This is a genomic window from Streptomyces sp. NPDC107538 (assembly GCF_055657445.1).
The window spans coordinates 496215-521403 of sequence record NZ_JBVKAY010000005.1 but is presented as its reverse complement, the minus strand read 5'-3'; the positions used below and the strand labels follow the sequence as shown (position 1 = coordinate 521403).

Here is a 25189-nt window from a genome sequence, read left to right as displayed (position 1 = left end):
CCGGGGCGGGCGGTCAGTCGGCGTAGTCCTTGAGCTTCTCGGTCTTGAGAGTGATGCTGACGGGGGCGGGCAGTTCGACGGTCGCGCCCCATGGATGGGAGGCGGTCTGCTGGTAGCGGCCGTCCTTGGGTTCGCTGAAGACCTTGACGGTGTGGTCATCGCGGTCGACGAGTAGGTAGACGGGGATATCGGCCGCCGCATAGCCGATGGGCTTGTCGACGCGGTCGCGCTGGTCGGTGTCGCGGTCGTGGGAGGTGATCTCCACGGCCATCAGGGCGCCTTCGGGGTTGGACCACTCGCCGTCTCTCCGGAAATGATCCACAGGCACGAGGGTGCCGTCAGTGCGTGCGCGGCCCTTTCGATAGGCCTCGGCCTTCACCCCTGACTCGGGTACGAGGTCCAGGTCGGGGCGGTGTTGCATGCACTGGCGCAGCAGCCACATGAAGATCGAGCGGTGGTTGCCGTCCGGCATGGCCTTGACCTCTACTTTTCCGTTGATGTACTCAAGCCGCACGGTTTCGGGAGCCACGGCGGCCAGCTCCTCGAACTCGTCGACGTCGAGCGGGCCGTGCCGGACGCACAGCCTCCCGGCGAGAAACTCCAGTCGGTTCCGCAGCTCCCTGGGAGCCCTGCGGACCAGTTCCTCGAAGTCCTCCATGGACATCTGCGGGCGCTCAGCGGTGTCAGGGGTCATGGCGTCGCCTCCTTTCTCCCATCGTGCCTTGGAGTGATGTCGACGGACCGTAGGAGCGGTCATGCGGGTGTCCTTTCTCGTGTTTCTCGCCCTTGTTGTGCCATTGCGGCACGGATCCGGTCCGCGTGGCTGTGGACTTCGGCGGAGGAAGGGAGCGTGTGGGGGCGGGCGGGGGCGCGTTCGCCTCGGCAGGCGCTGCACAGGCCTCCCGGTAGGGCCTCCGGAGGGCCTGGGGTGCCGCATTCGCCGCACTCCAGCATGCGGAGGGGTGGGCGTACGGGGTCGGGGGCCGGGGCCGGTTCCGGTTCCGGGGGGACCTTGGTGACGAGGCGGGTGCGGAGGAGGGCGGCCGCGCTGTGGACGGGGGTCGGCAGGCCGGAGGTCAGGGCCTGGCGGATGTGCTCGTCGGTCGCGCCGCGCTCGAACCACGGGAGCAGCAGCGGGGCCAGGTCCGCGCAGTCCGACCGGGAGAGGGAGAGGGCGGGGGTCTCCCGGCCCAGCGCCGCGAGCAGGATGAGGGCGCGGGAACGGGTCGGCGGCGGCTTGTGCGACTCCTCCGGTACGTCGCCCCGCGTGAACCTCGCCCACCAGTCGTCGTCCCGCGCGGTCCGGGTGAACCACGTTCGGGTGATCCAGCGCGAGCTGCCCGAGGCGGCGGTCACCTGTTCGCGGCCCCGCCGCAAGTGGCCCGCCTCCTGGAGCCTGTTGAGGGCCGTGCGGAGCGCGCACTGCCCGTACGGCAGCTCCTTGGCCAGCGTCTTGACGGAGATGTCGGCGCAGTCGGGAAGGCGGTCGAGGTACGCGGCGATGGCTGCCTCGCGGGGTGGGAGGTCCGCGAAGTCGTGGGCCGTACGGGGGTGTTGACCAGGGGCGGTGCGCTTCCCGTAGCCCGGGGCAGCCATCGGGTGGGAGGAGATGGAGGGGGACGCGTGCGCGCGCAGGAGGGCGCTACTAAGCTTGGCCTCAGCCATGGGATCGAACTCTTCTCGATCTTGTAGGTCAAGCCCCCGTTTCAGGTGTTGGTAGCACCTGGCGGGGGCTGTTTCGTGGTGTGTCTGCGGGAACGGTACCAGCATCGTCACCGTGCGTGGCAAGTCGAACGCGTCAAGTCAACTTACCGGGTGGGAGGGTGGGTTGAGGCCCACCTCCCATTCCTTGAAAAGAGGGCTCGAAGCTGGGGGCTTGAGCTTCGGGACGAGCTGGGCCGGTGCGTCAGCCCATGCTCTTGGCGCCGTCCAGGGACTCCCGGATGATGTCGGCGTGGCCGGCGTGCTGGGCCGTCTCGGTGATGATGTGCAGCAGCGTCCTGCGGGCCGACCAGTGGGCTTCGCCCTCGAACCACGGCGCCTTCGGCAGCGGGTGCGAAGCGCTCAGGTCGGGCAGGGCGGCGACGACTTCGTCCGTACGGTCGGCGGTCTCGGCGTACACGGCCAGTACGTCCGCCAGCGTCTCGCCGGGCAGCATGCTGAACTCGTCGGCCCGGCGGGCCCAGTCCGCCTCGGTCATGGCGGTGAAGTCGGGCATCACCGAGGGGCCGTTCAGGATGAAGTCGACCCAGCCCCGTTCCACCGCCGTGACGTGCTTGACCAGGCCGCCGAGACACAGCGCGCTGACCGTGGTCCGTCGACCGGCCTGCTCGTCGGTGAGACCGCTGGTGGTGAGGCGCAGGAAGTGGCGGCGCTGGGCCAGCGTTTCGAGCAGGTCGGCGTGCTCGGCGGTGGGCAGGGCGGCGGGGGTCGGGTTGTTCGTGGTGGTGTTCATGGAAGCAAGGTAGGAGCCATATAGGTCAGATCCTGACCTTGAGGCCCTCGACGAACGCGGCCCAGGTCTCGGCCCGGAACACGAGCTTCGGGCCGAGGGGGGTTTTGGAGTCGCGCACGGGGATGTGGGTGACGTGGGGGTGGGGGGCGGCTATTTCGAGGCAGTTGCCGCCGTCGCCGCCGCTGTGCGTCGACTTGTGCCAGCGGGCGACCTCCAGGCAGTTGCCGCCGCTGCCATCGCTGTAGCTGGACCTGTACCAAGGGGCCGAGCCGAAGCCGTACTCAGGGCTGATCTCCATGGGCGTAATCCTCCGCCACTGATTCGATCAAGGCCAGAGATTCGGGGGGCGAGAGCGCGGTGGCCCCCAGCAAATCGTAGGCCAGTTCGTAGCGGGTGATGGTGGCTGGGTCGTCTTCCAGCCTGCCGGTTCCGGGGCCCTCGAAGTACACGAGGGGCGGCGCGTCGTCGAAGGCCATCAGCTTGATCGCCCCGCCCATGAGAGTGTGCGCACCCGCGTTGAACGGAATCACTTGTGCAATGATCCGGCGCCGGTTGATCAGGGCGATGACGTGGCGCAGGGCCTCGGCCATGACTACCGGGCTGCCCGTCGTCCGACGCAGTGCCGCCTCGTCAAGCACCACCCTCAAGAGCGGCTTTGTCGGATCGGCGAGCAGCTTGGCCCGTTCCAGCCGCGCCGAGACCAGCTTGTCGATCTCCTCGTCAGGGGTGGTCGGCTGATGCCCGATGAACAGGGCCTCGGCGTAGCCGCGGGTCTGGAGGAGCCCGGGGATCAGCATCGGCGCGTACTCCCTGATCCTCGTGGCGACCGCCTCTGCCTCCGCCGCCTCCGCGAAGTGTTCCGGGTACTTGGACTTGGCCGTGGCGCCACAGTTCCGGCTGAAGAAGTCGCTCGTGCCGAGGGCGAGGTCGGTGAGGCGGGCCAGATCCGGCTGCATGCGTCGCATCCCCGCCTCCAACTGGCTCACGAACGAGCCGCTCACGAACAACTGTTGGCCCAACTCCTCCTGGCTGAGGCCCGCCTTCTCGCGCGCGTGCCGTAGCTCGGCGCCCAACAGCGCGCGGGGGGATGACGACGGGTCGAGGTCCCTCGGTCCTGGCATCGCGGTACTCCCTGTTCGACAGCCGCCGTTGTCAAGGCTCTGCGTCTGGCCAGGCTAGAGCGCGGTCCGCCACGCTGTGTGGTGAATCGGGAACCCAGCGTGGAGGCATGGAGGAAGTGGACGTGAAGAACAGAGCTGCGGCGAAGGCGCGGAGCACGATGCGGTCGACCGAGGAGGCCGTGGAGCAGCTGGACCACGCACTGCGCGGCGTCGGGATCGTGCTGCCGTCCCTGCGGGTCGACCCGGTGACCGCCGCCGGTGACCGGCCCTATCCCCTCGTCGAGTTGGGCTGTTGCAACCTCCAGGTCGCCGCCGACCTCGCCGCGGTTCTGCGCAAGGCGGCGGAGACGTGACGCGGCCGTCGTACGGCGTGGACGTACGCGACGGGCGGCTCGGGGAGGTGATGGGGCGCGAGGGCGGTTACGTGCAGCTGCGGCCGGTCGGGGGCGGCCGGGAGTGGGACTGTCCTCCGGACGCGCTGCGTGAGGCCGCCCCGGCGGAGGTGTTGCGGGCCAGGGTGCGGAGAGTCAACGGGGAGGGGCGGCTGCCGTGTTGAGGCCGGGTGCGGGTCCGGTGGGGCTTCTCGCGCAGTTCCCCGCGCCCCTGAAAAGCAGGGGCTGCGCCCCGTGCTTTTCAGGCCCGTCGCCGGTCGCCTTCAGGCCGCGGAGGGCTGGTCTTCCAGGCCCGCAGGGGCCTGGTTTTCCAGGCCCGCAGGGGCCTGGTCTTTCAGGGGCGCGGGGAACTGCGCGAGAAGCCCCACTCACCCGCACCCGCGAACCGAACCCGCGGCCCCGAGCCATGAGGCGCCCTCACGCGTTCCCCATCGGCTCGATGTCCATCCTGACCGGCTCGCCCCAGATACGGGTCACGTCGTAGTCGGTGAACTCCTGGACGAGGCGGTAGGCGATGGCGGGACGCGGCCCCCGCCGCTGGGCCGCGAGGTACAGCTCGGCCTCGCGGCGGTCGCGGCGGGGCGTGCCGCAGAGCTGCCAGACCTGGCCGTTCCACGCCTCCGGGAGCCAGCGCTGCTGGGGCTGGGGGCGGTCGTCGCGTACGCCGTACCGGGAGGGGGCCTGGGCCGCAGGGCCGGCGGGGCGGGGAGGGCCGTAGCTGTCGTTCAGCTGGGTGCGGCGGGCGGCGCGGCGGCGGGTCTCGCAGAGCAGACAGAGGTCGGGGGCCTCCTTGTCCACCGGGCCGTTCGGATGCTCGGCACAGCGGGTGGTGGGGGCGGCCGTCGAGACCGTCTCGTCCAGCAGCTCCAGCGCTCGTCTGATGTCCGCCTTCACCTCATGCAGCCGGGCGTCCGGAGTGTCGGCGTTCAACGCGTCACCATGCTCCCCGAGCACACGCAGGGCACGGCCGAGGGCGGTGAGCTGGGCGTGGTTCACGGGCCAGGTCCTTCCAGGGGCAGCGGTCCCCACCACCGTGCCACACCCCACTGACAGTCCCGCCGAGACCGGGCTCGGCCCTGCGCGGCTTGTACATTGAACAACGGGATTGTCGAGAATTCTGTACATCGCGGGAGGGCCGCATGTCTCTGACGCACATCGACATCGACGACGAGGCCCTGGAGACCGCCAAGCGGCTGGGCGGGCATCGGACGAAGACCGCCGCGGTGGCCAAGGCGCTGGAGGAGTACAACCTGCGGCTGCAGCGCGCCAGTGCCCATGACAAGTACTTCGAACTCGCCCAGGACTGGGACATCGAAGGGGCCGAGGCCGCACATCGCGCGGACAAGGAGGCCCACCGCGGGTGAGCGGCTACCTGTTGGATTCCTCGGCCCTGCGGCGTCTGCTTCGGGACCGGCATCTCCACAACGCGTGGCGCCCGGTCGTCATGGACGGCGACATCCGATCGTGCTATCCGCAGCGGGCTGAATTTCTGCGGTCGGCGCGCGGCCTCAAGGAGTACGAGGCGTACAGCGCGATGTTCGCGGAACTCTACGACGACGTCTCCGTTCCGAAGGGGACGCCCCACTGGATCGGCGGCCTGCAGCTGCGGGCCGCCGAGCGGGGGGAGCATCAGGCGCTGTCCGCCGTCGATCTGCAGATCTGTGCCACCGCCGCTCACCACGGTCTTGTCGTCCTGCACGACGACAGGGACTTCGTGACGGCTGCTCGCCTGGCGGTCGAACTGCGACAGCTCAACGTGCATCAGGGGCCGCTGTAGGGCTGCGTCGGGGTACGGCCAGCAGGGCCAGCATCCCGGACTCCGGACTCCCTCGTACCCCTCAGCCCGCCGGGTCCGTCAGTGCCGCTGCCAGGGCCGCGCGCAGGTGGCCCCCGTTCGCGGTGAGCAGGCGGGCCGCCGTGGGGGCGTCGACGCCGGTCAGGATGGTGAGGATGGCGTTCTTGACCTGGCCGTTGGTGGCCGTGAGGGCCGTTTCGATCTCGGTGTCCGTCGCGCCCGTGGCGAGCGCGACGATGCGGTGGGAACGGGCCCGGAGCTTGTCGTTGGTGGCGCGGACGTCGACCATCAGGTTCCCGTACGTCTTGCCCAGACGGATCATCGTGATCGTCGAGAGCATGTTGAGCACCAGCTTCTGGGCCGTGCCCGCCTTGAGCCGGGTCGAGCCGGTGACCAGCTCAGGCCCCGCGACGATCTCGATCCCGTGATCCGCCGCCGCCGCGAGCGCGCTCGACGCGTTGCAGGACAGCCCCACCGTCAGCGCCCCGGCCGCCCGCGCGTGCTCCACCGCGCCCACCGCGTACGGCGTGCGCCCCGACGCCGACACGCCCACCACCGTGTCGTCCGGCGTCAGCGCCAGCGCGTCGAGGTCGGTCCGGGCCAGCTCCGCCGAGTCCTCCGCCCCCTCGATCGAGGTGACCATGGCCTCGATGCCACCCGCGATCAGGCCCACGACCTGCGACGGCGCCGTGTTGAACGTCGGCGGGCACTCGGACGCGTCCAGCACGCCCAGCCGCCCCGCCGTGCCCGCGCCCGCGTAGATCAGCCGGCCGCCCCGGCCCATCCGCTCCGCGATCGCGTCGATCGCCGCCGCGATCAGCGGCAGCTGCACGGCCACGGCCGTCGGTACGGTCGCGTCCTCCGCGTTCATCAGCTTCGCGATGTCGAGCGTCGGCAACTGATCGATGTCGGCCAGCTCCGGCCGGAACGCCTCCGTCGTCAACGACTCCAACTCGGCCCGCACGGAGAGGTGGTTGGGGAAGGGGAAGGGGGACGGGGAGGGGGAGGTGTTGGGGGAGATGGGGGGCATGGCTGCTCATTCCGTACGGGTTGGTGCTGCTGTGCCTTGGCGGATGCCATCGTCGTCCGCCGGTTCGTCGTGGTTGCTCGCGCAGTTCCCCGCGCCCCTTACGGGGCGCTCGATCCCGCCTACCTCGACGGGCCGCCGACCCGGTGCCGGTGGGCCAGGGCCTCGTACGACGCCGACAGGGCCGGGGCCGCCGACTCGTACGTGCGCTGGGCCACCCCTACGAACAGGCAGTCCACCACCAGCAGCTGGCTCGTCCGGGAGGACATCGCGGCCGGCCGCAGCTCGCTCTCGCGGGCCGTGGACGTCGTCAGGACGTGGTCGGCGTACTGGGCCACCGGCCCGTCCGGCCGCCCGGTGACCGCGATCGTCGTGGCCCCGTGGTCGAAGGCGACCCGCAACGGCTCGATGACGTCGCCCGTCGAGCCGGAGTGCGTGATCGCTATCGCCACGTCCTTCGCGCGCAGCTGCACCGCGTTGGTGACGGCGAGGTGCGGATCGCTGTGCGCGTGGGCTATCAGGCCTATGCGCAGCAGCTTCTGTGTGAGGTCCTGGGCGACCAGCCCGGACGCCCCGACGCCGTAGATGTCTATGCGGCGGGCCCCGGCGAGCGCCGCGACCGCCGCGCCGAGCTGGGCCATGTCCAGCCCGGCCGCCGTGTCCGCGAGGGTCTGCTGCTCGTCGTACGCGAGCTTGGCGACCACGTCGGGCAGCGGGTCGTCGACCGCGATGTCGGCCGTGACCGAGGGCGCGCGGCCCGACTGCTGGTGGGCGGCGAGACCGGCGAGGGCGAGGCGCAGATCGCGATACCCGGGGTAACCGAGGAGCCGGGCCGTGCGGACGACCGTCGCCTCGCTGGTGCCGGTCAGCTCGGCGAGACCGGTGACCGTGAGCGCCGCGCAGCCCGCCGGGTCGCTCGCCACGGCCTCCGCGACGCGCTGCATCGAGCGGGTCATCGAGGGGGCCAGCGTCCGCACCTTCGCCGCGAGGGCGGCGGGGGCGGGGGGTGCCGGTGGCCCCGGCGAACCTGGTGGCGTGGGCGCCGGTGCGAAAATTTCCTTCACGTCATCGCTCACATCTTGAAAGATATTTTCTGTCCGGGGGTGAGGTCAAGGGCCGCACAATGGACCCATGAGTACCGGCAGTGACCCCGTGAGCCCCCTTGAGCAGGCCCTGCACGCCGCCCGCGCCCTCGTGCTCGCCGATCTGGTGTCCGGTGAGGTCGCCGAGGCGGACGTCGTCTCCATGGTCGAGGACTCCGTCGTCCAGCGCCGGTGGTGGGTCGAGCAGTGGCCGGACGGGGTGGCGTACGTCGCCGGGCTCGTCGCCCAGGACGTCCAGGACGCCCTGCGCGAACGGTACGGGCGCTGGCCCCTCTGCCCGGTCTGCGGCACCGGCGACCCGCACGCGCTCGACGTGGAACCCGAGCTGGGGCCCGATCCGCAGTGGGTCTGCCACAAGGCGGGGGTGCGGGTCGCGGCGCTGGGCGCGCTGGGCGGGGCGTCGGCCTCGTGACCCTGTACATCGACCCGCCCACCTGGCCGGGGCACGGCCGGATGTGGTCGCACCTGGTGAGCGACGCCTCCTTCGACGAACTGCACGCCTTCGCCCGGGAGTTGGGCATACCCGAGCGCGCCTTCGAACGCGACCACTACGACATCCCGTCCCACCGCTACGTGGAGGTCGTACGGGCGGGCGCCGTGGAGGTGGGCTCCAAAGAGCTGCTGCGACGGCTGACGGGGGCGGGGCTGAGGCGGCCGAAGCGGCGGGGCGGCGGGCGCTGAGGAGCAGACGATGACGTACTACGTCAGGCGCGCAGACGGAGTTCGTACGCGAACTGCTCCCCGTGCTCCCCGTCGCCCCAGTCCTCGCTCACCTTGTTGAATCCGGCCCGTGAAACGACGCCCTGCGAAGGGGAGTTGGCCTTGTCGACGACCGCGAACAGCGACCGTACGTCCCCCTGTTCCCGGCTCCGCTCCCGCGCCCAGCCGACCAGCGCGCCCAGCGCCTCGGTCATGTAGCCGCGCCCGCGCGCCCCCTCGACCAGGTCGTAGCCGACCTCGACCCGGCCCTCCTCGTCGGGGACGCCGTGATAGCCGAGCGCGCCGACGGCCAGCCCGTCCTCCTTGCGCACGAGCACGAACATGCCCCACTCCGGACGGTGCACCCCCGCCTCGTACGCCTGGAACACCAGGCCCGCGCCGATCCGGGTCCCCTCCACCGGGCCGCCCACGATCCAGTCGAAGCCGCCGGTGCCGCCCTCGGCGAGATCGGCCGCGGCGGCCGGGTGGACGCCCTGGAGGACGAGCCGCTCGGCGTCGATGTGCAGCGGGTTGTTCCACCGCCACCCGGTGACGGGCGCGCGCTCCGGCAGGTCGCCCCGGCCGGTGGCCCACAGCAGTGTCGCCCAGGGGTCGTCACCGGGCCTGACGTGCGGGAAGAGGCGCGCGAGAACCGTCTCGCACAGGTCGGTGGACGGTACGGACGCGGACGCCGGGAGGCCGAGGCCCTCGGCGATGTCGTACGTGTGCAGCAGCACCTCGGCGACACCCATCGCCGCGAAGCCCTCGCGGTCGGCCGCGCGGAACGGGTACGGGTGGAAGGCGCGGACCTCGCGCGGGGTGGCGGCGACCGTGGCGGAGAGCAGGACACCCGTCGTGCGGATCACCTCCAGGGCGTCGGCGTTCCGCTCGTCCCCCTGGCACTCCGACATGTCGATCTCGAACGGCACGTAGCGGGTCGTCGGCCGCCCCGCCAGCTGCCCCGCGTACGAGATCAGGTCCGACGCGACGTGCTCGGCGGTCTCCCGGCAGTTCCAGTCCAGCCGGCCCGCCTTGGTGCCCTCCCAGTCCCGGTCCAGCACCGTCCCCAGCACCGCGAGACAGTGCTCGACGGCTTCCCCTACCTGTTCCCCGCCCATTGGTCGCATGGGCGCGAGGATAGGCGGGGTCAGACGTCCGTACGTACCGGATTTACGACGCTGCCGGTGCTGTCACCGCTTCCGGCCACCAGGCGGGAGGCGCGGGTGCGCCGGTGGAGACGGAGCGAGACGGCGGTGGTGCCGAGGGCGGCGGCGGTGAGGGCGCCGCCCGCCCAGGCGGTGGCGGCGAAGCCCTGGCCCGCGTCGATGACGACCCCGCCGATCCAGGGGCCACCGGTGTTGCCGAGGTTGAACGCGGCGGTGGTGGTGGCGCCGGCCAGGGTCGGGGCGGCGCCCGCGACGTTGAAGAGCCGGGCGTTGAGGGCCGGGGCGGTGTAGAAGCAGGACACCCCGAGGAGGAAGGAGAGGAGGACGGCGGCGACGGCGTACTGCGCGAGCAGCGCCAGGGCGGCCAGGAAGACCGTGGAGGCGGTGATGCCGCTGAGCAGCACCCCGAAGAGGTGCGCGTCGGCGACCCGGCCCCCGACCGCCGTGCCGATCAGCGCCCCGATCCCGAACAGCGCGAGCACCGTCGGCACCCAGCCGTCGTCCAGCCCCGCCACGTCCGTGAGCAGCGGCGCGAGGTAGCTGAACGCGCAGAAGACACCGCCGGCGGCGAGCGCCACGACGGCGATGGAGAGCCAGACCTGCCGGTCGCGGTAGATCCGGGCCTCCTGGCTGATCCGGGGCCGCTCGTCGGGCAGCGGGATGGCCGGGACGAGCGTGACGACACCGGCCAGCGCGACCGCCGAGGCCACCGCCACGGCCCAGAACGCCGACCGCCAGCCGAAGTGCTCCCCGAGGAACGCGCCCGCCGGGACGCCCAGCACATTCGCGATCGACAATCCACCGATCATGATGGCCAGCGCGCGGGCCCGCGCGTTCACCGGCACCATCGCCACGGCCACGGCCGCGCCGACCGCCCAGAACCCGGCACAGGCGAGCGCGCTCACGATCCGGGAGGCGAAGAGGACGGCGTAGTTGGGGGCGAGGGCCCCGGCGATCTGCCCGAGCCCGAAGACGAGGATCAGAGTGACGAGGGTCGTGCGCCGGGGCAGCCGCAGCGTCGCCACCGCCAGTAGCGGCGCCCCGATCACCATCCCGATCGCGAACGCGGAGATCAGCAGCCCCGCCCGCGGAATGGACACGTCCATGTCCTCGGCGATGGGCGGCAGCAGCCCCGAGAGCATGAATTCGCTGGTCCCGAGCGCGAACACGGCCAGACCGAGGACGTACACAGAGAGGGGTATGCGGAAGGGAGCGGGGTGAGCGGCGTGGTCGGTGGGGTCCGGAGCGGCGGCGGGGGAGGGCATATCCATGGGCAACCAAGAGCCGCCGGGCCGCATTCCCGGACGCGCCCGGCCTCCGGCGGCTTGCCGTCAGCCGGTGCCCTCCTCCAGGGCGGCCAGCTCCGCCCGCAGATTCTCCCGGGCCGGCCCCTCCCACTCCCGCTCCCCGTACGGCGTCCTGAACAGCCTTGGCAGGGCGAGGAGTTGACGCAGTACGGCAGCCCGGCCCGCCCGGAAGGCGTCGTCCGGCACGAACCCGTACTCCTCCCGGACGGCGGCGGCGTAGGCGGCGTACGCGTCCGGGGCCGAGGCCAGGACCGCGAGGTCCGCGTCGCACAGCACCTGCCCGTTCGGGTCGTCGTCGGCCGGATCGTGCGTGACGGTGAGCCGCACCAGCCGCGCCACCTCCGCCGTCCGCTCCGCCGACACCCCGGCCTCGGGCAGCGCCCGCTCGGCGAGCCGGGCGGACCGCTCCTCGTTCTCCGACCGGTCCGGCAGATACACGGCGTCATGGAACCAGGCCGCCAGCCGCACGAGGTCCGCGTCCGCCGCGTACTCCTCCAGCACCTCGATGCGGTCCAGCACCGCGACGAGGTGATCGAGCGTGTGATAGCGCCGCTGCGGCTCCGCCCACCGCTCGATCAGATTGTCGCCGTACGGCCCCGGCGCCGGCTCACACGCCCCGTCACGGGCGGACAGCAACGCGGGCAGCCAGCGGTGACGCAGGGCTTCCCTCAGGGTTTCGGAGTCGGGCATGTACGCATTGTGCCGTGGCCGTGCGTCCGGCGGGCCTCTCCCCCTAGCGTGGACCGCATGACCGCTACCACTGACACACACGACGTACGAGACCCCGAACTCCCCGCCCGGCTGCTGGCCGGTGAGCGGGACGCGCTGGTGCCGTTGTTGCGGGGGCGGGCGGAGGCGGACTTCGCGGTGGGGACCTGTTGTCCGGGGTGGAGTGTGCGGGATGTGCTGGCGCACTGCTCGGCCGCGTTGTCGCGGGTGGTGGAGGGGCGCTTCGAGGAGGGCGTGTTCAGCCCGGAGGCGAACGACCGGGACATCGCCGAGCGGGGCGAGTGGCCCGTCGCGCGGATCGTGGACGAGCTGGAGCGCGGGATGACCGAGGCCGGCCCCGTGATCACGAAGGCCGGCGGGGCGCTGGACGGGCTCGCGCTGGGGGAGTGGGTGCACGCCGGTGACGTACGGGAGGCGTGGGGCCTGCCCGGAGCGTACGGCGGTGACCGGCTCGGCCTGGCGATGGAACTGCTGGCCCACCTCACCCGGGTGCGCGGCACCCGCCCCCTGCACGCCGACCTCGACGACGCCGACGAACCCCTGCTGCTCGGCGCCCCGAGCGGGGAGGCGCCGCCCGCGCGCTACCTCGGCGACGCCACCACCCTCGTACGCCTCTACGCGGGCCGCCGCCCACCGGCCGGGACGACGTACGAACTGGCCGGTGCGACCGAGGCAGAGCTGAACCTCTACGGCTGAGCCCGGCCCCGGCCCTCGGGGTCAGCCCCAGGTGGCGATGAGCTTCGCCGCGTAGCCCTTCTCGTGGCCCGCCGCGTTGGGGTGGAAGGACTCCGTCGCGTCGGCCGGGTTGACGCTGTGCACCCACGGGTCGGTGCCGCACGCCCCGTGGCCGGTGAACTTCCTCCGCATGTCGAGGAAGTGCACGCCCGCGTCGGCCGCGGCCTTCCCCGTGCCCTCCGCGAGGGCGTCGGCCAGCCCGTTCATCCCGGCGCGCTTCTTGGCGCTCAGCTCGATCGGGGAGCACACCCCGGTCGTGGAGAGCGTCTGCGGGTAGCCGAGGACGAGGACCAGGGCCTTCGGCGAGCGGGCCTTGATGTCCTTGTAGAGACCGCTGAGTTCACCCACCAGCTGGTTCCTCGCCGCGATCGACATCCACCCCGTGGCGAGCGTGCAGGCGTCCTCGGTGTCGGTCAGACACGTCCTGACCACCGTCGAGAACTTGGTGTCGTTGCCGCCCACCGTGATCGTGACGAAGTTCGTGCTCGCGCTCAGCGCGGACAGCTGGTTCGCCCGCACGTCCGCGATCGTCGCCCCGCTGCACGTGACGTCCTTCAGCGTGTACTCGGGGTTCGCCGCCGCCCACAGACGCGGGTAGTTCTTCGTGCTCCGCTTGCAGTCACCGCTCGCCGGGTCGTACGACCCCGCACCGACCCCGGAGGCGTACGAGTCACCGAGCGCGACGTACTCGGCGTTCGGCGTCGCCGCCTGGGCGGGGGCGGCACCTGCCGCGAGCAGTCCCGTGAAGGTCATCAGACTGGCGGCGACGGCCGCCGTGAGCTTGCGCATTGAGTTCCCTCTGCCCTCTGCGTCGATTTGTGAAGCGTGTGAAGCCGGAATTGATCGCAGAGCGTACAGCGGGAAATGGGCCCCGCAATTCACTGTGTACGGGAGGGCAACGGCCTTTGCCCTCAAGGGCATTGGTTCGACGACTTTGCCGATACGAAGCAACCTGATGGGCTTCCGGTGACTCTCACTCGCCGAATTCCCGTCGCGGGAGTCACGCGGGAGTCATGTGCGAGTCCGAGAGTCAGAGGGGCCTTCGATGCCGGCGCGGCGCTGGCGGCCACCGTCGCCACCGCGCTGCCCGCCCACGCCATCAACCGCGTGGACTGCACCCCGGGCAACGACTTCCTCTTCTTCGAGGTCGACGGCGTCAACCCCTGCTTCGCCAACGCCGGCACGATCGATGTCGCCATCTACGGCGTCGGCTGGATGGACACCGGCAACAACGAGGTCAGCTTCAAGTACCGCACGGTTTTCGGCGGCCCCCAGTGGGACTCCGGCCGCCTCCCGAAGCACTACGCCTTCGACCTCGGCCGCGCCTCCGGTTCCCCCAGCGGCAAGGTCCACAAGATCGAGCAGATCACGATTTACTGAGCCGAGCTGATTTCCCGGGCCGCCGCCACGAAGCACGACCAGGCGGCGGCCTCGAATACGAGAACAGCACCGGTGGCATTCTTGCTGTCGCGGACGGGGACGATTCCGGGGAGGTCGTCGGACACTTCGACGCACTCCGCGCTGTTGCCCCCGCTGTAGCTGCTCTTACGCCAAGTCGCGGTCCTCAGATCGGGTGCGGTGCGCATCCTCGTACTCCTCGGCCGCCTGCTCGATCAGGGCGAGGGACGCGCCAGGCGACAGTGCCGCACCCCCAATCAGATCGTAGGACAGCGTGGAACGGGTCACTACGGCAGGTTCGTCCTGGAGACGGCCACTTTCGGACCCGTCGGCGTACGCGAGAGGCGGGGCGTCCTCGAACGTCATGAGCTTGAACATGCCTGTCATCCCGGCGTTCGCTCCCTCGGCCAGCGGGAGCACCTGGACGATGATCCGGTGGCGCCTGGCCATGGCCGCGATGTGCTGCAACTGCTCCGCCATGACCGCTGGTCCGCCCACCGGACGGCGTACGACCATCTCGTCCAGCACGGCCCAGTACTGAGGCTTCCTGGAGTCCTCGAAGATGTGCGCTCGGGCGCGGCGGGCGGCCACCCGGGCCTCGGCCGCCTCCTCCGCCAGGAACGGGTCGTACGCCCGGACCACCGCCCGCGTGTAGTCCGCTGTCTGAAGCAGACCGGGGACCAGGATCGGCGCCCAGTCCTTGATCGTGAGGGCCATCCCCTCGAACTCGACCACGTCCGCGAAGTGGTGCTCGTACGGGGACTGCCGCGCCGCCTCCAGGTTCCGCGTGAAGAACCCGTCCGTGTTCAGCACCTCGTCCGCCATCCTCGCGAACTCCGGCTGCATCCGGCGCGTGCCGACCTCCAGCATGCCGACGTACGCCCCGCTGATGAACAGCGCGGCCCCCAGGTCCTCCTGGGACATGCCCGCCCGCTCACGCCGGTGGCGCAGCTCGGCGCCGTACATCGCTCGGGTGGACTGGGACGGGTCGATGGTCTTCGGCTTCGGCATGGCCAACTCCCTCTCGAACAGCCGGTCTTGTTGAACGGCGCCCAAATGAGGGTAGATGCGGACGGTGGTCGTCCGCGTGCTGAACGTGACGATCACGTCCAACAGTCCTGCTTGTTGCTAGATTGGACAATTGGACTAGACCTGTTGTCCTCACGTGCCGCACGACGGAAGGGGCCCCATGACCACGCGCGCGCTTCTGGAGGTGATCGCCCTCGACGCCGAGGACGCCGCCGCCGCCCAGGCCGGAGGTGCCGACCGGCTGGAGCTGGTGGCGGACATGGCGGCGGACGGGCTCACGCCGAGCGTCGCGACGTTCGTGGAGGTGCAGGCGGCCGTCGACATCCCGGTACGGGTGATGCTGCGGCTCGCGGACGGGTTCGCGGCGGGGGACGTGGACGCGCTGGTGCGGGTGGCGTGCGACATGCGGGCGGCGGGGGCGGAGGAGTTCGTGCTCGGGTTCCTGGGGGAGGACGGGGGGCTGGATCTGGCGGCCGTGGAGCGGGTGGTGGCCGAGTTGGACGGGCGGGCGTGGACGTTCCACCGGGCGATCGACCGGGCCGCCGACCGGGATGCGCTGCGTAAGCAACTCGCGGACCTGCCGGGGCTGGACACGTATCTGACGGCGGGGTCGGGGGTGGGGGTGGACGACGGGCTGCCCGTGCTGTTGGCGGAGGCGGCGCGGCGGGGTGACCCCGGGTATGCGGCGCGGCTGATGGTCGGTGGCGGGCTCCGCCTCGCCCACCTGCCCCGGCTGCGGGCGGCCCGCGTGGACGCCTTCCACATCGGTGGCGCGGCCCGCCCCGGGGGGTGGGCCGCGCCGGTCGCCGCCGAGGCGGTACGCGCGTGGCGCACGGCCCTCGACACGCGCGCCACCGCTCCGCGCTGACGGAGGGGGCGCGTTGTCGGGTGCGGCCCGGTGGGGGCTGGTCGCGCAGTTCCCCGCGCCCCTGAAAAGCAGGGCTGCGCCCGCTGCTTTTCAGGCCCGCAGGGCCTGGTTTTTCAGGGGCGCGGGGAACTGCGCGAGAAGCCCCACCCACCCGCACCCGACGACGCACCCGAACCCACCACGCACCCCCCGGCCAAGCCCCCGCCGCAGGCGCTACGCGTTCGGGTTGAAGGCGATCCCCGACGGCATCGCGGCCGTCAGGTTGGACTCGAAGCTGCCGTCCTTCAGACCGAAGTTCGCGCTGCCGAAGTTGTACGCCACGAGCGTGTCGCGGATCGCCGTCGACGGGTATCCGTTCCAGCCGACGAGCGTGGGGTACTGCCACACCCCCTCGTGGTTCTCCGGCGGCTCGTCGTTCGAGCCCGCGAGCCGGAAGCAGTGCGTGCTGACGCCGTCCTTGTGGTAGACGATCTTGGGGTGCGTCCCGGTCCAGATCACCGAGGACGCGGCGTGGACGGTGAAGTCCCCGTGGTTGGACGTGGAGACGTACTTCGCCGCCCCGTCCTGCACCCAGACCACCACATGCTCCCAGTCGTGCCGGTGCCCGCCGAGGCTGCTGTTGGCGAGCGCCTGGTCCTTCTCGAAGTAGAGGTCGTACATGATCGCGCACCAGCCGTTGTTGCACTTGTAGCGCGAGTAGCCGTTGGTGTTGTCCAGGTCCGACTGGTCGTGGCAGTCGCCGCTCAGCGAACCGGTCGGGCTGAGCCCGCCGTTGACCGTGCCGGTGGGGCCGATCGCCGGGGTCGGGTAACAGCCGTCCGTGTCGTAGTCGTACGCCGGCTGCCAGGTCGTCTCCAGGGTCTCCGCGTTGGCGGGCAGCGCGGCGGGCGGCGCCGCGTACGCGCTGCCGGCGATGCCGACGACCAGCGCGAGGGCGCCGCCGACGGTGAGCACGGATCTGCCGATGCGGGAGCGAGTCTTCACTGCGTCCTCCTGGGGGCCGCGGCGGGGAAACGCCGCTGGGGGGATGCCGATGTGGGGGTGGCATGCGCAGGTCAGATTCGCCTTACCCGTGGGTAGTGCACAAGTGTCGGGAGGTGTCGGAGTGATGAAGAATCAATCAATGTGCAGATCCTGTGAGTTGTCTCTGTGAGCTGCCTCTGTGGGCTGTCTCTGTGGGTTGCCCCAGTGGGCGGCGGGCGTCGTGAACCGTCAGGACCCGGCGTCACATCACGGGCAGATATCCGCCACGTAGTTGTTGTGTGCGAAGTCGCCGCGAAGGCCCCCTCGGAGATCGTTTCGCGCCCGCCCACGTGCATAGTTGTCTCGCCCCGCTAAGCGAGGGCATGACAAGGTTTCAGTCACACGGGGGACGGGCGCTTCATGCCACTCATACGTCTACACACACGTCGTCGCGGCCTCACGGCCGCCGCCGCGGTGATCGCCGCGATCATGGTCACCACCACCGCATGCAGCAAGACCGAGGAGAGCGGGGCCAAGGCCTCGGACTCGACGACCGCCCAGGCGGACGCCGGTGACGGCGTCGACACCGGCGAGAACGAGAGCGGTGGTGACACGACCGTCGGCGGGTTCAAGCTCCCGGAGGGCGTGCCCACCGAACTGACCGGCGACGCGCTCCAGAAGTGGAAGGACGGTGGCTGGCAGGACTTCAGCGGCGACTGGGCCTCCAAGGCGGAGGACTTCGCCAACCCGTACATCGAGGACTTCTGGACGCCGGAGCGCATCGCCGAGGCCAAGGAGAACCTGCCCGACCTGCCGGCGGTCGCCGAGGCGGGCAACACCGCCACCGGGTCGAGCAAGACCACCCAGGTCTGGCTGCCGGACGGCAAGGTCAAGAAGCAGCAGGCCGGCAAGGTCAAGGCGACCTACCACAAGTACGCCCCGCCGGTCGGCAAGCTCTTCTTCACCACGCCCCAGGGGTCGAGCGTCTGCTCCGCCGCGGTCGTGAAGGACCCGGCGCACCCGGGCAAGTCCAACCTCGTGTGGACCGCCGGGCACTGTGTGCACGCGGGCAAGGGCGGCGGCTGGTACCGCAACATCGCCTTCGTCCCGTCCTTCAACAACACGGGCAAGCTGAACATCGCCCAGGCGTCCAAGAACTACCGCGCCGGCAACGTCTCCCCGTACGGCATCGCCTGGGCCGACTGGGCCACCACCTCCGGCACCTGGATCAAGGGCGGCGCCGCGAGCAAGGGCACCGTGGCCGCCGCGTACGACTACGCCGTGCTGCACGTGAAGCCGGAGAAGGGCTCCAAGTCCCTGGAGGAGCGCCTCGGTTCGGCCCTGCCGGTGTGGTTCAACGCCCCCGCCGCCAACAAGGTCAAGAACATGAAGGTCCGCGGCTACCCGGCCGAGGCCCCGTACGACGGCTCGAAGATGTACCACTGCCAGGGTGCCACCAAGCGGTTCGTCCTCGGCTACAGCTACCCGAGCGACTACCCGGCCCAGTACATGGTCGGCTGCACCATGAACGGCGGCGCCTCCGGCGGCCCCTGGTTCACCACCTACAAGGGCCGCACCTACCTGGTCTCCAACAACTCCCTGAGCGACCGCTCCACGTTCATCACCGGGCCCCGCCTCGGCAAGAACGCCAAGCAGGTCTACCTGGCGACCAGCAACAAGTTCAAGTAAGCCGCCGGTCAAGAGCGTTCGGCCCCCGGTGACCTCGGTAATTCGAGAGGTCGCCGGGGGCCTTTCGCGTACCTTCTGTGGCGTGAACACGTCCGAGTGGTGGGAACTGCTGCCCGCCGGCATCCGTGCACAGGTCGACGGCTACGTCCTCCAGGACGCCCGCTTCCAGGCGATCCGCGTGGTCTTCACGGTCGGCCGCGCCCTGGGCCTGGGGCTGACCGACGCCCAACGCGTCGTCCACGACCGCTACCTCCACCACGGCGACCGCGTCGCCCGCACCCCCGACAGCCCCCTCGACCCGGAGTCCCTGGCCGCCCTCGCCGCCGGATGCCCGGGCCGGGTCGTCGCGATCGAGGCGGAGTGGGACGGTGACACGGTCCACGACTGGTTCGTCGACCTGCGGGCCGTCACCGCCGACCCCGAGGGCGAGCATCCGCTGGCCACCATCTACTGGGGAACGGCCGAGCGCTACCTCGGCGAGGACGCGGACCGGGCCGGGGGCCACCCGTCGGCCGTGGCCGCCGACCGCTGCGGCAGAGCCCTGGCCGCCCACCTCTCGGTCCCGTTCCACTTCGCCGACCCGGACACCCCGGGCGGGCTCTAGACGAGCTGCTCCGGCAGGGGCGCCGTATGGGTCACGATCAGGCCCGACACCGCGCGCGTGAGGGCCACGTACAGGCGGCGCAGGCCCGTCCGTTGGTCCGGCTCGCCGTCCACGACCGCACGTGGTTCGTCCAGGACCACGTAGTCGTACTCCAGACCCTTGGCGAGCGAGGCCGGGACGAGGGTGAGGCGGGTCTCGTACGTCGTCTCCTCGCCCGGCGCGAGATACCCGATGCCGGCCGCCGTCAGCGCCTCGGCGAGGGCGGGCACGCGGGCGTCGGCGGCGATGAGGCCGACGGAGCCCTCATTGCGCAGCAACTCCTCGCAGGCGGCGATGACTTCGGCGTCGGCGGTGGTCGGCCGTACGTCGAAGAAGCCCGGGTTCTCCCGGACCGACGCGACCGGGGTCAGACCGGGCGCGATATGGGGGAGGAGGCGGGAGGCGTAGGTGATGACGTCGGTCGGGACGCGGAAACCGGCTGTCAGCTCCTCCACATGGGCCTCCGTCTTGCCCAGATGGGTCAGCGCCTCCTGCCAACTCCGCGTCGCCCAGGGCGTCGTGCCCTGCGCGAGGTCACCGAGGACGGTCGCGGACCCGGTCGTGCAGCGGCGGCCCACCGCCCGGTACTGCATGGGGGAGAGGTCCTGCGCCTCGTCCAGGACGACATGGCCGAGCGAGTGCGTGCGCTGCACCAGGTCGGTGGTCTCGTCGACCAGCACGGCATCGGCGGCCGACCACTTCACCGACTTCACGCTCCGCGCCGGTTTCGCCCACAGGATCGTCTGCTGCTCGTCGTCCGTGAGGATCCCGTCCGCGTGCGCGGCGAGGAAGTCCGCGTCGGAGAGGAGGCGCAGGACGAGCTTGGCCGGGTCGACCGGCGGCCAGATCGCCTTGACCGCCGCTTTCACGGCCGTGTTGCGGGCCACCGCGTCCTGCACCCGGTCGTCGGGCGCCTCCCCCGACCGCTCCATCTGCACCAGCACCGCGTGCGCGATCCGCTGCGGCAGCGCGTCCCGCGCGGCCCCGTAGCGGATGTCCCGGTCCAGCAACTCCCGCACGATCGCTTCGAGTTCGTACGCCGGTACGCGCCAGCGCCGCGACCCCCGGACCACCATCACGGGCTCGGTGGGGAGCGTGACGTGCGACCGTACGGCCCTGCGCAGCACCTCCGCCATCCGGGCGTCGCCCTTGACGACGGCGGCCGGTGCCTCGTCCGTGCCCCGCACCTCGACGTGGGCGACGAGGTCGTCGACGGTCGCCTGCTTGACCTCCAGCTCGCCCAGCGCCGGGAGCACCTGTTCGATGTAGTGGAGGAAGGAGCGGTTCGGGCCGATGACGAGGGTGCCGGTGCGGGACAGCCGCTCGCGGTGGGCGTAGAGGAGATACGCGACGCGGTGCAGGCCGACGGCGGTCTTCCCGGTGCCGGGGCCGCCCTGCACGCAGAGCGAGCCGGCGAGGTCGGAGCGGACGATCTCGTCCTGCTCCGGCTGGATCGTCGCCACGATGTCCCGCATCGGACCGACACGCGGGCGCTCGATCTCCTGCTGGAGCAGCTTGCTGGTGGGCGCCGCCTCGGCCGGATCGGAGAGATGCTCGTCCTCGTACGCGGTGAGGTCGCCGCCGGTGTACCCGAAGCGGCGCCGCAGGCCGACGTCCATCGGGTCGGTCTTGGAGGCCCGGTAGAAGGGCTGGGAGACGGGCGCGCGCCAGTCGATCACCATCGGGTCGCCGTCCGCGTCGTGCACATGGCGCCGCCCGATGTAGAACCGCTCCCCCTCCGCGCCCTCGGCCTGCTCGGCACCGGGCGCGTGCAGATAGTCGAGGCGGCCGAAGAAGAGCGGGGTGTGGCTCAGGTCGGCCAGCGCCTTGATCCGCTCGCCGATCTGGCGGGCCAGCACCTCCGCGTTCACCCAGTTCGCGGTGACGTCCTTGATGTCCAGCGCCTCCACGTCCTCCCGCATGGCGCGCAGAGCGGAACGGGAGGCGGCGAGGTGGGAGCGCTCACGGGAGAGGGGGTCGGCGAGGTTGGCGCGATCGGTGGGGTCGGCGGTGGGGTGCGCGGACAAGGGGGTGCCTCCGGGGGCCTACGGGAGCTAGTGGGAGCCAGGGGTACGCCTGACGGCGGTGACCGACCGGTTTCCGTCCGGGCGGCGGCGCTCCACGGACGGGAGGCGGGCAAGAGCGGAGAGTGTAGGTGAGGGGACGGGGCGGAGGCGAACGACTTTTTTCTCGACCGGGGGCGAGTCCGGCCGTCGTACCCCTAGGGGGCCCGTACGTCGGGGGTACTAGGGGTGGGCAGGACCTGAGGGTGAGCCGGAGACTCAGCGGGTTCACTCCGGAGACCGATGTCATCCAAAGGCGGACGTTCCACCATGGAGACATGAGTGCAGCGACCTTCATCCCAGCCTCGGCCTCCGGCCGACCCGGTCCGCCGCCCGGCGCGACCGGCCTCGACGACCACCACAACCGCCACCGCCTCGCCGACGCCCTGCGCGCCGTCAAGGTCTTCGCGAGCGCCGCCTTCGGCGTCGTCATCCTCGGCGAGTACGCGGAGGAAGCGGGCATACGCCGCCGGTGAGCCCCGGCTCACCGCGCTTCCTCCCCTGATCCCCGCCGCATCTCCGCCGTCGGCCCGTCTCCGTCCCCGACGACCTGGTACCCGCTGCCCGCACTCAAGGCGGCCTCGGTCCTCGGTGACACGGCCCGGCCGGTTCTCAGCCCCTCTGCCAGCCCTCTGTCAGCCCTCCGTCAGAAGCTCGTCCGCGTCCATGATCCGGTAGGCGTAGCCCTGTTCGGCGAGGAAGCGCTGGCGGTGGGCCGCGAAGTCCTGGTCGATGGTGTCGCGGGCGACGACCGAGTAGAAGTGGGCCTGGTGGCCGTCGGCCTTCGGGCGCAGCACGCGGCCGAGGCGCTGGGCCTCCTCCTGGCGGGAGCCGAAGGTGCCGGAGACCTGGATGGCGACGGTCGCCTCCGGGAGGTCGATGGAGAAGTTCGCGACCTTCGACACCACCAGGACGTTGATCTCGCCCTGGCGGAACGCGTCGAAGAGCTTCTCCCGCTGCGCGTTGCTGGTCTCGCCCTTGATCACCGGCGCGTCCAGATGGGCGCCCAGTTCGTCGAGCTGGTCGATGTACTGCCCGATGACGAGGATCTGCTGCCCCGCGAAGCGGCGGACGATCGCCTCGGCCACCTTCCGCTTGGTCGCGGTGGTGGAACAGAAGCGGTACTTCTCCTCCTGCTCGGCCGTGGCGTAGGCGAGCCGCTCGGAGTCGGTCAGGTTCACCCGGACCTCGACACAGTCGGCGGGCGCGATATAGCCCTGCGCCTCGATCTCCTTCCAGGGCGCGTCGAACCGCTTGGGCCCGATGAGGGAGAACACGTCCGACTCACGCCCGTCCTCCCGGACGAGCGTCGCCGTCAGCCCGAGCCGCCGGCGCGCCTGGAGATCGGCGGTGAACTTGAAGACCGGAGCGGGAAGGAGATGCACCTCGTCGTAGACGATCAGACCCCAGTCGCGGGAGTCGAACAGCTCCAGATGCGGATAGACGCCCTTCCGGCGGGTGGTCAGCACCTGGTACGTGGCGATGGTGACCGGCCGGATCTCCTTGCGCGTCCCGCTGTACTCGCCGATCTCCTCCTCGGTCAGCGAGGTCCGCTTCACCAACTCGTGCTTCCACTGCCGCGCGGAGACCGTGTTGGTGACGAGGATCAGGGTGGTCGACTTCGCCTGCGCCATGGCCCCGGCGCCGACCAGCGTCTTGCCCGCGCCGCAGGGCAGCACGACGACCCCGCTGCCGCCGTGCCAGAAGTTCTCCACGGCCTGCTTCTGGTAGGGGCGCAGCGCCCAGCCGTCCTCGGCCAGCTCGATCGGGTGCGCCTCGCCGTCCACGTACCCGGCGAGGTCCTCGGCGGGCCAGCCCAGCTTCAGCAGGGTCTGCTTGATCTGGCCGCGCTCGGAGGGGTGCACGGCGACGGTGTCCGGGTCGATCCGGGCGCCGACGAGCGGGGTGACCCGCTTCGACCGCAGGATCTCCTCCAGCACCGGCCGGTCGGTGGTGGTGAGGACGAGCCCGTGGACCGGGTGCTTGGAGAGGGTGAGGCGGCCGTAGCGGTCCATCGTCTCGGCGACGTCCACGAGCAGCGCGTGCGGCACGGGGTAGCGGCTGTACTGCACCAGCGCGTCGACGACCTGCTCGGCGTCGTGCCCGGCGGCCCGCGCGTTCCACAGGCCGAGCGGGGTCACCCGGTAGGTGTGGATGTGCTCGGGTGCCCGCTCCAGCTCGGCGAACGGCGCGATGGCCCGACGGCAGTCGTCCGCCTGCTCGTGGTCGACTTCCAGGAGCAGTGTCTTGTCGGACTGGACGATTAGGCAGGACACACATACCTCCGGAGATAGGGTCGTCTCATGACAGAACCAACGCCTGTCACAGCACGGGCTATGCCCCGTGCCCGACGCCGGAAGGGCGTCCCGGCCAGCGCGCCTGGGATGCGCGCCGCTATCTATGTTCGCCTATCGCGGGAGACCGACGAGACTACTTCGCCCGAACGTCAGCGCGCGGCCTGTGAGGCGTTGTGCGAGGCACGCGGCTGGGAGGTCGTAGCCGCCGAGGAAGACATCGATGTCTCGGGCTTCTCGCGCGGGCTCGACCGGCCGGGACTGCAACGCATCCTGACCAGGCTCGCCGAGCTGGACGTGATCGTGTTCTTCAAGATCGACCGGCTTGCCCGCTCGACGGTCGACTTCGCGGAGATCATGCGACTCGCCGAGCACCAGAGCGTTGCGCTCGCGTCGGCGACGGAGCCGCTCGACCTCACGTCGTCCATGGGCCGGGCCATGGCGAAGGTGATCGCGGTCTTCGCGGAGCTGGAGTCCGACACCATCGGCATGCGGGTGTCCAGCGCGCACGAGCACCTGCGCCGAGAGGGCCGCTACACCGGCGGTCGGGTCCCGTACGGGTACATGGTCGTCCCCAATCCAAACGGGGCGGGCAAGGTCCTCGCGGTCAACGAGGACGAGGCCAAGACGATCAAGCGGATCGTGGAGCGGGCCCTGGTCAAGGACTCGCTCATGCAGATCATCAACGACCTCAACAAGGAGGGCGTGCCGTCACCCGGCCACACTTCACGCCAGACCACGGGCAAGCGCAGCGACTCCAAGCAGTGGTACACGACCACGCTGCGCAGCATGCTGGGCAACCCCCAGTTGCTCGGCCAGGTCATCGAGGACGGAAAGCCGATCCTGCGGACGGACGGTCTGCCGCTGGTCAACCGGCCGCCGATCCTCGACACGGATACCTGGCAGACCCTCCAGGACGAGTTGGAGCGCCGGGCCAACCCCGGTGAGAAGCGCCGGGAGGGTACTTCGTTGCTGCGCGGCATCATGCACTGCGGAGTCTGCGGCGAGCGCATGTACACCTTCAGCGGGCGCAACGGTCAGCTTCGGTACCGGTGCATCGGTCCGCTGAAGTACCGCCAGCGGGCGGCCAAGGGGGAGGAGAAGCAGGGCGTGAAGTGCTACGGGCCGACCGTGGCCGGGGTGACCACCGAAGAGCACGTCACCGAGCAGTTCCTCGCGAAGTATGGGCACCTTTCCGTGATGCGGATGGTCCAGGAGGTGGGCGAGGACTTCCGCCCGCAGATCAGGCAGGCCGAGGAAGCGTTGGCCGACCTGCAAAAGGATCGCTACGACCGGGGCCTGTTCAGAGGCGACGACGGAGCGATTCGGTACGCGGAGCAGTACGCCAAGCTGGAAGAGCGACTGGCGACTCTGAAGGAGAGGCAGCGAACGGCGAAGCCGGGTGGCGTGAAGGCAGAGCCGACCGGAGAGACGCACGCCGAGCAGTGGAAGCGCTCGGACGTGGCCGGTAAGCGAGATCTGCTGTTGAACGCGGGCGGCTACGTGGAGGTGGCACCCGCGCGGCGTGGCGGCAAGAAGCTGGACACCTCGCGTCTGTCGGTGCACTTTGGCGAGGAGGGGCACATGCGGCGGGCGGCAGCGGCGCAGGGTAGCGGACGGGAGACTGAGGCGGCCGACGGCCAGGACTGACGCCGACGTCACTGGACACGCAGCGGCGCCCCCGCCGGACGGACGAGGTGGGGGCGCCGCTTT

Annotated in this window: 30 protein-coding genes; 13 read left to right on the top strand and 17 right to left on the bottom strand. The window is 70.8% G+C overall.

Annotated elements, in window-relative coordinates:
- Positions 1-13: 13 nt before the first annotated feature.
- The 5 genes from ACZ7MG_RS20745 to ACZ7MG_RS20725 form a co-directional block, all read right to left on the bottom strand.
- Positions 14-694, bottom strand: coding sequence for a Uma2 family endonuclease (locus ACZ7MG_RS20745; RefSeq protein WP_471388853.1), 681 nt, complete (start codon positions 692-694; stop codon positions 14-16).
- Positions 695-753: 59 nt separating this feature from the next.
- Positions 754-1596 carry a hypothetical protein gene (locus tag ACZ7MG_RS20740; RefSeq protein WP_471388855.1) on the bottom strand — a complete coding sequence of 281 codons (843 nt, stop codon included), beginning with the start codon at positions 1594-1596 and terminating at the stop codon, positions 754-756.
- Between the two features lie 310 nt (positions 1597-1906).
- Complete coding sequence (locus ACZ7MG_RS20735) at positions 1907-2455, bottom strand: DinB family protein (protein WP_471388858.1); 549 nt, start codon at positions 2453-2455, stop codon at positions 1907-1909.
- 25 nt (positions 2456-2480) lie between these two features.
- Positions 2481-2753, bottom strand: coding sequence for a DUF397 domain-containing protein (locus tag ACZ7MG_RS20730; RefSeq protein WP_471388861.1), 273 nt, complete (start codon positions 2751-2753; stop codon positions 2481-2483).
- The gene (locus ACZ7MG_RS20725) at positions 2737-3576 is read right to left on the bottom strand and encodes a helix-turn-helix domain-containing protein (RefSeq protein ID WP_471388864.1); all 840 of its coding nucleotides are present in this window, start codon (positions 3574-3576) and stop codon (positions 2737-2739) included. Before ACZ7MG_RS20725 ends, ACZ7MG_RS20730 begins: the two co-directional genes overlap by 17 nt.
- A 122-nt stretch (positions 3577-3698) precedes the next feature.
- Here ACZ7MG_RS20725 and ACZ7MG_RS20720 point away from each other — a divergent pair, with 122 nt between their 5' ends.
- Together ACZ7MG_RS20720 and ACZ7MG_RS20715 are read left to right on the top strand one after the other, a co-directional pair.
- Complete coding sequence (locus ACZ7MG_RS20720) at positions 3699-3929, top strand: hypothetical protein (protein WP_471388867.1); 231 nt, start codon at positions 3699-3701, stop codon at positions 3927-3929.
- A complete protein-coding gene (locus tag ACZ7MG_RS20715; protein WP_471389183.1) occupies positions 3926-4132 on the top strand; it encodes a hypothetical protein in 207 nt (68 codons plus the stop codon). The genes ACZ7MG_RS20720 and ACZ7MG_RS20715 overlap by 4 nt, the downstream gene beginning before the upstream one ends.
- Positions 4133-4385: 253 nt before the next feature.
- Here ACZ7MG_RS20715 and ACZ7MG_RS20710 read toward each other — a convergent pair whose 3' ends face one another.
- A complete protein-coding gene (locus ACZ7MG_RS20710; protein WP_471388870.1) occupies positions 4386-4964 on the bottom strand; it encodes a hypothetical protein in 579 nt (192 codons plus the stop codon).
- A gap of 143 nt (positions 4965-5107) precedes the next feature.
- Between ACZ7MG_RS20710 and ACZ7MG_RS20705 the strand changes: the two genes are divergently transcribed.
- Positions 5108-5332 (top strand): type II toxin-antitoxin system VapB family antitoxin, encoded by a 225-nt coding sequence (locus tag ACZ7MG_RS20705; RefSeq protein ID WP_471388873.1) that lies wholly within the window; start codon positions 5108-5110, stop codon positions 5330-5332.
- The gene (locus ACZ7MG_RS20700) at positions 5329-5745 is read left to right on the top strand and encodes a PIN domain-containing protein (protein ID WP_471388876.1); all 417 of its coding nucleotides are present in this window, start codon (positions 5329-5331) and stop codon (positions 5743-5745) included. Before ACZ7MG_RS20705 ends, ACZ7MG_RS20700 begins: the two co-directional genes overlap by 4 nt.
- 61 nt (positions 5746-5806) lie before the next feature.
- Here ACZ7MG_RS20700 and murQ read toward each other — a convergent pair whose 3' ends face one another.
- Both murQ and ACZ7MG_RS20690 read right to left on the bottom strand, forming a co-directional pair.
- Positions 5807-6793, bottom strand: coding sequence for an N-acetylmuramic acid 6-phosphate etherase (gene murQ / locus ACZ7MG_RS20695; protein WP_471388879.1), 987 nt, complete (start codon positions 6791-6793; stop codon positions 5807-5809).
- A 119-nt stretch (positions 6794-6912) separates the two neighbouring features.
- The gene (locus ACZ7MG_RS20690; RefSeq protein WP_471388882.1) at positions 6913-7866 is read right to left on the bottom strand and encodes a MurR/RpiR family transcriptional regulator; all 954 of its coding nucleotides are present in this window, start codon (positions 7864-7866) and stop codon (positions 6913-6915) included.
- A 55-nt stretch (positions 7867-7921) separates the two neighbouring features.
- Between ACZ7MG_RS20690 and ACZ7MG_RS20685 the strand changes: the two genes are divergently transcribed.
- Together ACZ7MG_RS20685 and ACZ7MG_RS20680 are read left to right on the top strand one after the other, a co-directional pair.
- Positions 7922-8305: a hypothetical protein gene (locus tag ACZ7MG_RS20685; protein ID WP_471388884.1), complete on the top strand. Its 384-nt coding sequence runs from the start codon at positions 7922-7924 to the stop codon at positions 8303-8305.
- Positions 8302-8574, top strand: coding sequence for a DUF4031 domain-containing protein (locus tag ACZ7MG_RS20680; RefSeq protein WP_471388887.1), 273 nt, complete (start codon positions 8302-8304; stop codon positions 8572-8574). Before ACZ7MG_RS20685 ends, ACZ7MG_RS20680 begins: the two co-directional genes overlap by 4 nt.
- Positions 8575-8597: 23 nt before the next feature.
- On the opposite strand, the gene ACZ7MG_RS20675 is transcribed toward ACZ7MG_RS20680, so the two are convergent.
- The 3 genes from ACZ7MG_RS20675 to ACZ7MG_RS20665 form a co-directional block, all read right to left on the bottom strand.
- The gene (locus ACZ7MG_RS20675) at positions 8598-9710 is read right to left on the bottom strand and encodes a GNAT family N-acetyltransferase (RefSeq protein WP_471389169.1); all 1113 of its coding nucleotides are present in this window, start codon (positions 9708-9710) and stop codon (positions 8598-8600) included.
- 29 nt (positions 9711-9739) lie between these two features.
- Entirely contained in the window at positions 9740-10960 is a 1221-nt protein-coding gene (locus ACZ7MG_RS20670) for a Cmx/CmrA family chloramphenicol efflux MFS transporter (RefSeq protein ID WP_471389172.1), read from the bottom strand.
- Between the two features lie 129 nt (positions 10961-11089).
- On the bottom strand, positions 11090-11755 hold the full coding sequence (locus ACZ7MG_RS20665; protein ID WP_471388890.1) for an HD domain-containing protein: 666 nt from the start codon (positions 11753-11755) through the stop codon (positions 11090-11092).
- Between the two features lie 57 nt (positions 11756-11812).
- Here ACZ7MG_RS20665 and ACZ7MG_RS20660 point away from each other — a divergent pair, with 57 nt between their 5' ends.
- Complete coding sequence (locus ACZ7MG_RS20660) at positions 11813-12490, top strand: maleylpyruvate isomerase family mycothiol-dependent enzyme (protein ID WP_471388894.1); 678 nt, start codon at positions 11813-11815, stop codon at positions 12488-12490.
- A 21-nt stretch (positions 12491-12511) separates the two neighbouring features.
- On the opposite strand, the gene ACZ7MG_RS20655 is transcribed toward ACZ7MG_RS20660, so the two are convergent.
- A complete protein-coding gene (locus tag ACZ7MG_RS20655) occupies positions 12512-13318 on the bottom strand; it encodes an SGNH/GDSL hydrolase family protein (RefSeq protein ID WP_471388897.1) in 807 nt (268 codons plus the stop codon).
- 318 nt (positions 13319-13636) lie between these two features.
- On the opposite strand from ACZ7MG_RS20655, the gene ACZ7MG_RS20650 reads away from it, so the two are divergent.
- Entirely contained in the window at positions 13637-13909 is a 273-nt protein-coding gene (locus ACZ7MG_RS20650) for a beta/gamma crystallin domain-containing protein (RefSeq protein ID WP_471388900.1), read from the top strand.
- Here ACZ7MG_RS20650 and ACZ7MG_RS20645 read toward each other — a convergent pair.
- Together ACZ7MG_RS20645 and ACZ7MG_RS20640 are read right to left on the bottom strand one after the other, a co-directional pair.
- Positions 13903-14115, bottom strand: a complete 213-nt coding sequence (locus ACZ7MG_RS20645) for a DUF397 domain-containing protein (RefSeq protein ID WP_471388903.1) — start codon at positions 14113-14115, stop codon at positions 13903-13905. The genes ACZ7MG_RS20650 and ACZ7MG_RS20645 overlap by 7 nt on opposite strands.
- Positions 14075-14938, bottom strand: a complete 864-nt coding sequence (locus ACZ7MG_RS20640) for a helix-turn-helix domain-containing protein (RefSeq protein ID WP_471388905.1) — start codon at positions 14936-14938, stop codon at positions 14075-14077. Before ACZ7MG_RS20640 ends, ACZ7MG_RS20645 begins: the two co-directional genes overlap by 41 nt.
- Positions 14939-15116: 178 nt before the next feature.
- Here ACZ7MG_RS20640 and ACZ7MG_RS20635 point away from each other — a divergent pair, with 178 nt between their 5' ends.
- Positions 15117-15824, top strand: a complete 708-nt coding sequence (locus tag ACZ7MG_RS20635; protein WP_471388908.1) for a copper homeostasis protein CutC — start codon at positions 15117-15119, stop codon at positions 15822-15824.
- Between the two features lie 213 nt (positions 15825-16037).
- On the opposite strand, the gene ACZ7MG_RS20630 is transcribed toward ACZ7MG_RS20635, so the two are convergent.
- The gene (locus ACZ7MG_RS20630; protein WP_471388910.1) at positions 16038-16808 is read right to left on the bottom strand and encodes an NPP1 family protein; all 771 of its coding nucleotides are present in this window, start codon (positions 16806-16808) and stop codon (positions 16038-16040) included.
- A gap of 399 nt (positions 16809-17207) precedes the next feature.
- On the opposite strand from ACZ7MG_RS20630, the gene ACZ7MG_RS20625 reads away from it, so the two are divergent.
- Both ACZ7MG_RS20625 and ACZ7MG_RS20620 read left to right on the top strand, forming a co-directional pair.
- Positions 17208-18476: a trypsin-like serine peptidase gene (locus ACZ7MG_RS20625; RefSeq protein WP_471388913.1), complete on the top strand. Its 1269-nt coding sequence runs from the start codon at positions 17208-17210 to the stop codon at positions 18474-18476.
- Between the two features lie 82 nt (positions 18477-18558).
- Positions 18559-19080, top strand: a complete 522-nt coding sequence (locus ACZ7MG_RS20620) for a hypothetical protein (RefSeq protein WP_471388916.1) — start codon at positions 18559-18561, stop codon at positions 19078-19080.
- On the opposite strand, the gene ACZ7MG_RS20615 is transcribed toward ACZ7MG_RS20620, so the two are convergent.
- Positions 19077-21146, bottom strand: coding sequence for a HelD family protein (locus ACZ7MG_RS20615; RefSeq protein WP_471388918.1), 2070 nt, complete (start codon positions 21144-21146; stop codon positions 19077-19079). The two genes, ACZ7MG_RS20620 and ACZ7MG_RS20615, sit on opposite strands and share 4 nt — an antisense overlap.
- 314 nt (positions 21147-21460) lie before the next feature.
- On the opposite strand from ACZ7MG_RS20615, the gene ACZ7MG_RS20610 reads away from it, so the two are divergent.
- A complete protein-coding gene (locus ACZ7MG_RS20610; RefSeq protein WP_086765221.1) occupies positions 21461-21658 on the top strand; it encodes a hypothetical protein in 198 nt (65 codons plus the stop codon).
- A gap of 159 nt (positions 21659-21817) precedes the next feature.
- Here ACZ7MG_RS20610 and ACZ7MG_RS20605 read toward each other — a convergent pair whose 3' ends face one another.
- Positions 21818-23458, bottom strand: a complete 1641-nt coding sequence (locus ACZ7MG_RS20605) for a DNA repair helicase XPB (RefSeq protein WP_471388921.1) — start codon at positions 23456-23458, stop codon at positions 21818-21820.
- A gap of 108 nt (positions 23459-23566) precedes the next feature.
- Between ACZ7MG_RS20605 and ACZ7MG_RS20600 the strand changes: the two genes are divergently transcribed.
- Positions 23567-25126, top strand: coding sequence for a recombinase family protein (locus ACZ7MG_RS20600; RefSeq protein WP_471388924.1), 1560 nt, complete (start codon positions 23567-23569; stop codon positions 25124-25126).
- The last annotated feature ends 63 nt before the right edge of the window (positions 25127-25189 follow it).

Bases quoted from the DNA above. Each gene is read 5' to 3' on its own strand.
- ACZ7MG_RS20745 (WP_471388853.1), bottom strand. From the start codon at position 694: ATGACCCCTGACACCGCTGAGCGCCCGCAGATGTCCATGGAGGACTTC.
- ACZ7MG_RS20740 (WP_471388855.1), bottom strand. From the start codon at position 1,596: ATGGCTGCCCCGGGCTACGGGAAGCGCACCGCCCCTGGTCAACACCCC.
- ACZ7MG_RS20735 (WP_471388858.1), bottom strand. From the start codon at position 2,455: ATGAACACCACCACGAACAACCCGACCCCCGCCGCCCTGCCCACCGCC.
- ACZ7MG_RS20730 (WP_471388861.1), bottom strand. From the start codon at position 2,753: ATGGAGATCAGCCCTGAGTACGGCTTCGGCTCGGCCCCTTGGTACAGG.
- ACZ7MG_RS20725 (WP_471388864.1), bottom strand. From the start codon at position 3,576: ATGCCAGGACCGAGGGACCTCGACCCGTCGTCATCCCCCCGCGCGCTG.
- ACZ7MG_RS20705 (WP_471388873.1), top strand. From the start codon at position 5,108: ATGTCTCTGACGCACATCGACATCGACGACGAGGCCCTGGAGACCGCC.
- murQ (WP_471388879.1), bottom strand. From the start codon at position 6,793: ATGCCCCCCATCTCCCCCAACACCTCCCCCTCCCCGTCCCCCTTCCCC.
- ACZ7MG_RS20685 (WP_471388884.1), top strand. From the start codon at position 7,922: ATGAGTACCGGCAGTGACCCCGTGAGCCCCCTTGAGCAGGCCCTGCAC.
- ACZ7MG_RS20675 (WP_471389169.1), bottom strand. From the start codon at position 9,710: ATGGGCGGGGAACAGGTAGGGGAAGCCGTCGAGCACTGTCTCGCGGTG.
- ACZ7MG_RS20665 (WP_471388890.1), bottom strand. From the start codon at position 11,755: ATGCCCGACTCCGAAACCCTGAGGGAAGCCCTGCGTCACCGCTGGCTG.
- ACZ7MG_RS20660 (WP_471388894.1), top strand. From the start codon at position 11,813: ATGACCGCTACCACTGACACACACGACGTACGAGACCCCGAACTCCCC.
- ACZ7MG_RS20655 (WP_471388897.1), bottom strand. From the start codon at position 13,318: ATGCGCAAGCTCACGGCGGCCGTCGCCGCCAGTCTGATGACCTTCACG.
- ACZ7MG_RS20645 (WP_471388903.1), bottom strand. From the start codon at position 14,115: ATGCGCACCGCACCCGATCTGAGGACCGCGACTTGGCGTAAGAGCAGC.
- ACZ7MG_RS20640 (WP_471388905.1), bottom strand. From the start codon at position 14,938: ATGCCGAAGCCGAAGACCATCGACCCGTCCCAGTCCACCCGAGCGATG.
- ACZ7MG_RS20635 (WP_471388908.1), top strand. From the start codon at position 15,117: ATGACCACGCGCGCGCTTCTGGAGGTGATCGCCCTCGACGCCGAGGAC.
- ACZ7MG_RS20625 (WP_471388913.1), top strand. From the start codon at position 17,208: ATGCCACTCATACGTCTACACACACGTCGTCGCGGCCTCACGGCCGCC.
- ACZ7MG_RS20610 (WP_086765221.1), top strand. From the start codon at position 21,461: ATGAGTGCAGCGACCTTCATCCCAGCCTCGGCCTCCGGCCGACCCGGT.
- ACZ7MG_RS20600 (WP_471388924.1), top strand. From the start codon at position 23,567: ATGCGCGCCGCTATCTATGTTCGCCTATCGCGGGAGACCGACGAGACT.